This is a genomic window from Frankia sp. CgKIO3 (assembly GCF_977946435.1).
Genome location: NZ_CDWTMO010000204.1, coordinates 1 through 6,276, shown reverse-complemented (window position 1 = coordinate 6,276; position 6,276 = coordinate 1). Strand labels below are relative to the sequence as shown.

6 protein-coding genes and 2 pseudogenes are annotated in these 6,276 nt (G+C 68.4%); 4 read left to right on the top strand and 4 right to left on the bottom strand.

Translation table 11 applies throughout. From position 1 onward, the window contains the following. Positions 1-107 precede the first annotated feature (107 nt). Positions 108-950 (bottom strand): aminotransferase class IV family protein, encoded by an 843-nt coding sequence (locus AC08OJ_RS17810; RefSeq protein WP_476596331.1) that lies wholly within the window; start codon positions 948-950, stop codon positions 108-110. 187 nt (positions 951-1,137) lie between these two features. Between AC08OJ_RS17810 and AC08OJ_RS17805 the strand changes: the two genes are divergently transcribed. Next, positions 1,138-1,611 (top strand): SCP2 sterol-binding domain-containing protein, encoded by a 474-nt coding sequence (locus tag AC08OJ_RS17805; RefSeq protein ID WP_476594343.1) that lies wholly within the window; start codon positions 1,138-1,140, stop codon positions 1,609-1,611. A 127-nt stretch (positions 1,612-1,738) separates the two neighbouring features. Here AC08OJ_RS17805 and AC08OJ_RS17800 read toward each other — a convergent pair whose 3' ends face one another. Further along, positions 1,739-2,641 carry a TerB family tellurite resistance protein gene (locus AC08OJ_RS17800; RefSeq protein WP_476596330.1) on the bottom strand — a complete coding sequence of 301 codons (903 nt, stop codon included), beginning with the start codon at positions 2,639-2,641 and terminating at the stop codon, positions 1,739-1,741. A 317-nt stretch (positions 2,642-2,958) separates the two neighbouring features. On the opposite strand from AC08OJ_RS17800, the gene AC08OJ_RS17795 reads away from it, so the two are divergent. From AC08OJ_RS17795 to ypfJ, 3 genes and pseudogenes are all read left to right on the top strand, one after another. Beyond that, entirely contained in the window at positions 2,959-3,495 is a 537-nt protein-coding gene (locus AC08OJ_RS17795; RefSeq protein WP_476594341.1) for a hypothetical protein, read from the top strand. Positions 3,496-3,595: 100 nt separating this feature from the next. Continuing rightward, on the top strand, positions 3,596-4,015 hold the full coding sequence (locus AC08OJ_RS17790) for an ester cyclase (protein ID WP_011437807.1): 420 nt from the start codon (positions 3,596-3,598) through the stop codon (positions 4,013-4,015). A 275-nt stretch (positions 4,016-4,290) separates the two neighbouring features. Further along, a pseudogene (ypfJ, locus tag AC08OJ_RS17785) lies at positions 4,291-5,160 on the top strand (KPN_02809 family neutral zinc metallopeptidase). Positions 5,161-5,259: 99 nt separating this feature from the next. Here ypfJ and AC08OJ_RS17780 read toward each other — a convergent pair. Beyond that, a pseudogene (locus AC08OJ_RS17780) lies at positions 5,260-5,391 on the bottom strand (CRISPR-associated endonuclease Cas2); the annotation flags it as partial. 495 nt (positions 5,392-5,886) lie between these two features. Next, on the bottom strand, positions 5,887-6,147 hold the full coding sequence (locus AC08OJ_RS17775; RefSeq protein WP_476594339.1) for a CRISPR-associated endoribonuclease Cas6: 261 nt from the start codon (positions 6,145-6,147) through the stop codon (positions 5,887-5,889). Positions 6,148-6,276 lie beyond the last annotated feature (129 nt).

Below are 6,276 nucleotides of genomic sequence, written 5' to 3'. Positions count from 1 at the left end.
AGATCAAATGATCAACTTATTTAATGACGATCCCATAAGGCCGGGTGGACGTGGTCCTCCGGCCGTCCGCAGGAGCACCCGGGCGTGCGGGACGCCGTCGATCTGGCTCAGATCGGATCCCATGGCACCGCGTCGTAGCGACGGGTAAGCGCCGTCATGAGCCATTCGGATCCCGTGAAGAGGTGGCCGTCGATGGCCCGGACGGGCGCGATCCCGCGTGAGTTGGTGACGAAGGCGGCCTCGAAGCCTGCCAGGTCCGCCAGTCGCACGGGGGCCCGTACGCTGGGCGGGCCGCCGTCCGCCGGTGCCTGCTCCAACAGCGTCATGGTGACTCCGCGCAGGGCGGGAGCGTCCGGCCAGACGATCATGTTGCCATCGAAGAAACCGATGTTGGTCATTGCGCCCTCCGCGACGAGCCCGTCGGGGGCGGTCAACAGGGCGTCGTCGTAGCCGTCACGGCGGACGAGCCGGCCGTGCTGGATCTGCGCGAACGTCCCGAGATGCTTGAGGTGGGCGAACGGGCGCAGGTACGGCACTGACCGCAGCCGTTGGGGGGTGGTCGGCGTGGTTGCCGGTTCGCCGATCGCGACGATGACGCGCACCCCTGCGCCGTCCGGCCGCTCGGTGACGACAATCCGGACCGTGGCATCCACCGCGGTGGCGGCTGTCGCCGTGGCCTCGGAGCCGGTGGCGGCCGTCTGGGTGGCGTACAGTGCCTGCCGGATGCGGTGGCGAACCAGTGCGCCGTCCAGGGGCTCGCCGTAGAGCTCCTGGTTCGCCTCATCCAGCCGGGTGAGATGCCACCGCAGGCCCCGGGCCCGACCGGCTCGCACCTGCAGCACGGTGAAGTGGCCGTGGGAGAGCAGGGCCAGGCGATGTGGATCATCGGGGGGAACGGGGCGCCCGTCGATTTCGACGCGTCGAAGTATGGGAGTGACCACCTTGGCCACGATAGTGACCCGCCGGTGGGCCGCGCCGTCCGTGGGCTGGGGCGTCTGTGGGCTGGGGCGTCACGCGCGACATTCCGGTTGTGTCGCCCACGGAACCGCCGCCGTGTCGTCTTCGCTAGCGTGCTCGTGCGTGCTGCCGACAGGCTGCCGCCCACGAACGCCAACACGAACGCAAAGGAGTGTGGCTATGTCCGACCTTGCTGTCGATCCCACGGCCGACCCGGCGAAACTCGTCAGCGGTCTGCCCGCTATGTCGGAGCGTGAGGTCTCCGACCTGCTGGGTGGGCCGGCTGGTGACGCGGTGCTGGACGAGGTCTTCCGGCAGATGCGCGACACCTTCCGGCCAGAGCAGGCACAGGAAGAGAACGCTCTGGTCCGATTCGTGCTCAACGGTGGACCGGGCGGCGCCGTGCGCACCTACGAGCTGCGGGTCGCCGACGGTGTCTGCACTTTGGCGACACCGCCTGCCGCCGGGACCCCGAGTGAATCCGCGGGGGAGCAGACGCTGACCATTGTCACGGATCGTGTCCGCTTCGTTCGGGTGGTCTCCGGTCAAGCCAGCGGGGCCAAGCTCTTCCTCACCAGAAAGATCAAGATTAATGGTGACCTGAAGTTCGGAGGCAGGATCCTGTCTTGGTTCGAGATCAAGAAGGAGAGCTGACCGGCGGCGGTCCCCACTGGTGCCGCCGCGATCGGTGCCGCGCCGAGGAGGTCAGCCGGGAAGGCCAGCCGAGGAGGTCATGAGCGGCCGGGCCGGCGACGTCGTTCAACCGGCGCCGGCTCGCCCCTCACAGGGCGAACTCGGCGGCGTTCAGGCCGAGGGTGAGGGCGGCCTCCCGCACCACGGCCCGCTCGCTGGCGACGAACTCGCCGTCAACCAGGCGGATCACCTGCCCGATGCGCACCACGGCGGCGGCTTCCGCCACCCGCCCCCGCACCTTGGCGATGTCGGCCAGCGCGGCCTGTTTGCCGGCGGTGAAGTCTGCGGTGAGACGGCTCAGATGTCCATCGAAGAGCCGCTCCACGTCCTGTTCGGGAAACTGGGACATCACCGGATCCGTAGCGATGAAGCCGAGTAGCCCCTCGCGTTCCGCCGGATCGATGTGGCCGTCGGCCGCGGTGACGAGGGCACAGATCGCCACGGCGGCGTCCCGGAAGGTGAGGCTGCGCAGCTCCTCCCACCGGGCGAACAGCTGCGCGCGCAGTGAGGCCAGGGAGGGCAGCCGCCGGTTGCCGACGGCGGGATCGAGGCCGCGCCAGAGCGACCAGCCTTCGGCGAGCCAGCGACGTACCACCTCGGCCATCGATAGCGGGCGCAGGCGTGTCGCGAGAAGCACGTCGATGTTCACCGGAACCAGCGTGTGCTCTCCCCAGCGTGACGGCGTCGGAATGTCGAGCGGCCAGAAGCCGGCGAACATGATACTGAGCACGTGATCGGTTGCGGATTCAGGTGAGTGGCCGGTGACGGTTCCGTCGTGCTCGACCGCGCCGATGAACTGCCGGGAGACCGTCCGAGGGCCGGCGAGGCAGCCTACCTGCCGTTCGAGAGCGTCGTCCGTGCTCTCTCCCGCCGCCACCGGACCGCCCGGAAGGACATGCCAGGCTTCTCCCGGCGGGCGAGCGAGGAGAACGCGGTCGTCAATCCGTACGAGAAGCCGAACATCAAGCCGAATAGCAGCCTGCAAAGGCATACCGAAAGCCTCCTGAAGACGCACGGCACAAGGCGGGTTACGCGCAGGAACCATCATCCACCAGATGGCGGAGCGAGTGGACGCGGCGGTGCGGAACTACTCATCTGCGCTGCCGGCGTGACCGCTCGGTCCGGGTGCCGCGCGCGCCCGCGGCCAGTGACGGGGTGGGATCGGCCAGTCTCGGAAGGATGATGGTGTCTGTGGCGGCTAGGGCGTCGAGCCGCCCGGACCTTAGCGTCGAGGCGTGGGCGCGGCGCCACCGGATCCGTATCCAGACCGTCCGCGCCCGATCCTGGGCCGATCCTGAGAGGCATACCGTGACCAAGTTTCTGCTCAGCGTGCATGTTCTGGCCGCGATCCTCGCGATCGGACCGATCACCGTGGCCGCCAGCATGTTCGCCCCGGCTGCGCGCCTGGCGCTGACCTCCCCGGGCGACGAGCGCGCTGCCGGGATTGTCCGCGTGCTGCACCGAATCTGTGGCGTCTACTCCGCGCTCGGCCTCGTCGTGCCGATCTTCGGGTTCTTCACCGCGCAGAGCCTGGGGGTTCTTGGGCAGAGCTGGTTGATCGTCGCGATCGCGCTGACCACCGTGGCCGCCGTCGTGCTTCTCATCGTGGTGCTGCCCGGACAGCGTGGCGTCCTCGACGAGATCGTCGCCGGATCCCCGGCCGTCCCCGACCGTGTGCAGGACGGAGGCGCGGTGGCCATGGATGGTGGTGCGGTGGCCATGGACGCGGCCGCGGCGCGCGCCCGCACGAGCGGTCTCGCGATGGCGGCCGGTGTGTTCAGCCTGCTCTGGGTGATTGTCACCGTTCTGATGATCATCCGCCCCGGCTCGACCACGAGCGTCTGACGTCCTCCCGGACGTCCGGTTTCCCGTCGGGAACCGGCCCGGTGGTGGGATGATCGCCCTCTGAACGGTGTGTGCGGCAGGCAAGCCTGGAGGATGTCACGTGGGAGAGGCGCTGGACACGGTGAAGCGCGCGCTGGACGCCTTCGACCTCGGTGACGAGGCCTCGGTGCTGTCGCTGCTCGACGAGGACCTGGTCGTCGAGGCACCGGGCGGGGTGCGGATCAAGGGGCGCGCGGCGGGCGCCGAGTACAGCGCCGCCTTCCTGGCGGCTTTCGGTGAGATCGACGTCGATACCCACGTGCTGGCCGAGCAGGGCGAGATCGTGGTCGAGGAGTACACGCTGACCGCGACGCACGTCGGCGTCTACCGCGACCCGGACGGGACGGAGCTCGCGCCCACCGGGCGTCGGATCAACCTGCGTGTCGTCGAGGTCTACCGGGTCGAGCGCGGCCTGATCACCGAGAACCGGCTGTACTTCGACCAGACGCGGCTCGCTCGCCAGCTCGGTCGACCCGCCTGAGCCGGCCCGGCCCCGGGCCTGGCCTGGCCCGGCCCGGCCGAAATATGGGGGGGTAGGCACGCTTCCGGGCCCCGAAAACGTGCCTACCCCCAACAGCTTTGTGTCATGAATCGACTACGGGTTCCCGGCCGGTGCGGTGTCGGTCGTGACGTCGGCCGGGCCGGGCGCGAGAGCCGACGGGTCCAGATTCGAGAGCCGATCGGCATGGACATACTGCCTGCGGAACCCGGCTGACCGGTCATGCCCGGGGAGAAGGGGAAGGCGGAAGGCAGGTCATGCAGTTCGACGACTCGTCGGTCGACACATCCGAGCTCGAGGACAGGCGAGGTGGTGGTCTCGGCAGGGGGATCGCTGTCGGTGGCGGTGGGGTGAGCATCGTCGGCCTGCTCATCTACCTGGTGGTGACGGTGCTCGGCGGTGGTACCGACGCTGGTACGGCACCCCTGTCGCAGCCTGGGCAGTCGTCGGGTGACCTCGCGCAGCGGTGCAACACCGCCGCGGCCATCGATGAATACGACGACTGCTTCGTCCTCAAGGCGTTCAACGAGATCAATGAGGTCTGGACCGCTCAGTTCGCCCGGAACGGCCAGATGTATACCAAGCCCCGCCTGGTCTACTTCTCCCAAGCCGTCCAGACCGGCTGTGGCGTGGCGTCTGCCTAGGTCGGGCCGTTCTACTGCCCGCCGGACCGCAAGGTCTACATCGATCTCGGATTCCTCGCCCAGCTCCAGCGCGACTTCGGCGCCGAGGGACGCTACGCGCAGGCGTACATCGTGGCGCACGAGGTCGGGCACCATCTGCAGACGCTGACCGGGACCGAGGCGCGGGTGCGGCAGGCACAGCGGGCGGGCCCGTCCCGGGAGAACGAGCTCAGCGTGCAGCTCGAACTGCAGGCCGACTGCTACGCCGGGGTCTGGAGCACCCTCGCGAACACCGGCGGGAACGTCACCATCGGCGAGGCCGACCTTGACCAGGCGCTCGGCGCGGCGGAGGCCGTCGGCGACGACCGGATTCAGGTCAGGGCATCCGGCCAGGTCAACCTGGAGACCTGGACGCACGGGTCGGCGCGGCAGCGCTGCGATGCCTTCCTCACCGGCTACCGGGGCGCGTCGACGGCGTCCTGCGGCACCGTGCCGCACGCCTGAGCGAAAACCGACCGAGGGTTCCACCGAGCTTCACCGACCGGTGGGTTCAGGCGGTTCTCAGCTCCCGGTGCCAGGGCGGGCGGGGCGTCCCGTGCCCCGGCGGATGTTGCCGTAAAGGAGATCAGGCTGGCCGCGCCGCGTGGTCATCAGCGCACGATACTGCGCGGCCGACAGTTCGCCCTCGAAGACGCTGCGTTGCACCCAGTGCAGGTACTTGCGGCACGTGCGCAACGCCTAGGGGTTGCGTTCCGCCGCCGTGTCGTAGACCAGAACGACGAATAGGGATCATCACCCGTCGGATCGGAGTGGTGTCGAACATCGGCAGGTTCGACTTCGCCCAGAGGACGTCGGTGGGGCCCTCGCAGAAGGCACACGGCCGGTAGCGCATCGTCGGCCCGATCCGGCGCGAAGAACTCCTTCACCTCCGCGGTCAGCTTGGCCCGGTCCCGGGTCCGCCTGGCGGGGGTGGGTTTCGCGTTCGGATACATTGCGAAGAGGATTTTCCACCAGTCGTAGGCGAGATAATCCTTGCCGGCGATCGCGGCCTGAACGACGTCCGTGACGATCTGTTCGGCTACCCTGCCCAGGTCCTCTCCGGTAACGTCCTCAACATTTTCCCGGCCGGCAAGAACGGCGATCGACCGAGCTCCGCTCCGCTGCAACGGATGCTCGGTCAACAGCAATAAATTGTTGGCCGTGACGGGGACTGCGCCGGTTACGGACATGCTACCGAATCCATCCGAACCCCTGGTTGGTCGCCAGTCCCAGGCCCCAGTCATAAATGGCGTCCAGCAGGGCGGCGTCTGCTTTGATGCGCACGGAGGCGGTGCTGCCGTGCCGCGGCGCCCGCTGTACCAGAAATTTCCGGGGAGGTCCAGCGGAGACGACTTCGACGTCCACGTCCGACGGCAGGCCGAGCAGGTCGGCCTTGTGCCGCAGGTTATGGCTCAGGCGATCGGCGAACTGCGGGTGGTCTGAGAGAACCATCGCCGGAGGTCGCATAGACACCGCGGGTCTTCCGTGTGTCCCGGAAATGTGGAGGCGAGACACCGAGTGGACGCAGTGATTTCCCGGCGTATCCCCGGTCATGCAGTTCCTCGGCCAAGGCCCAATGCC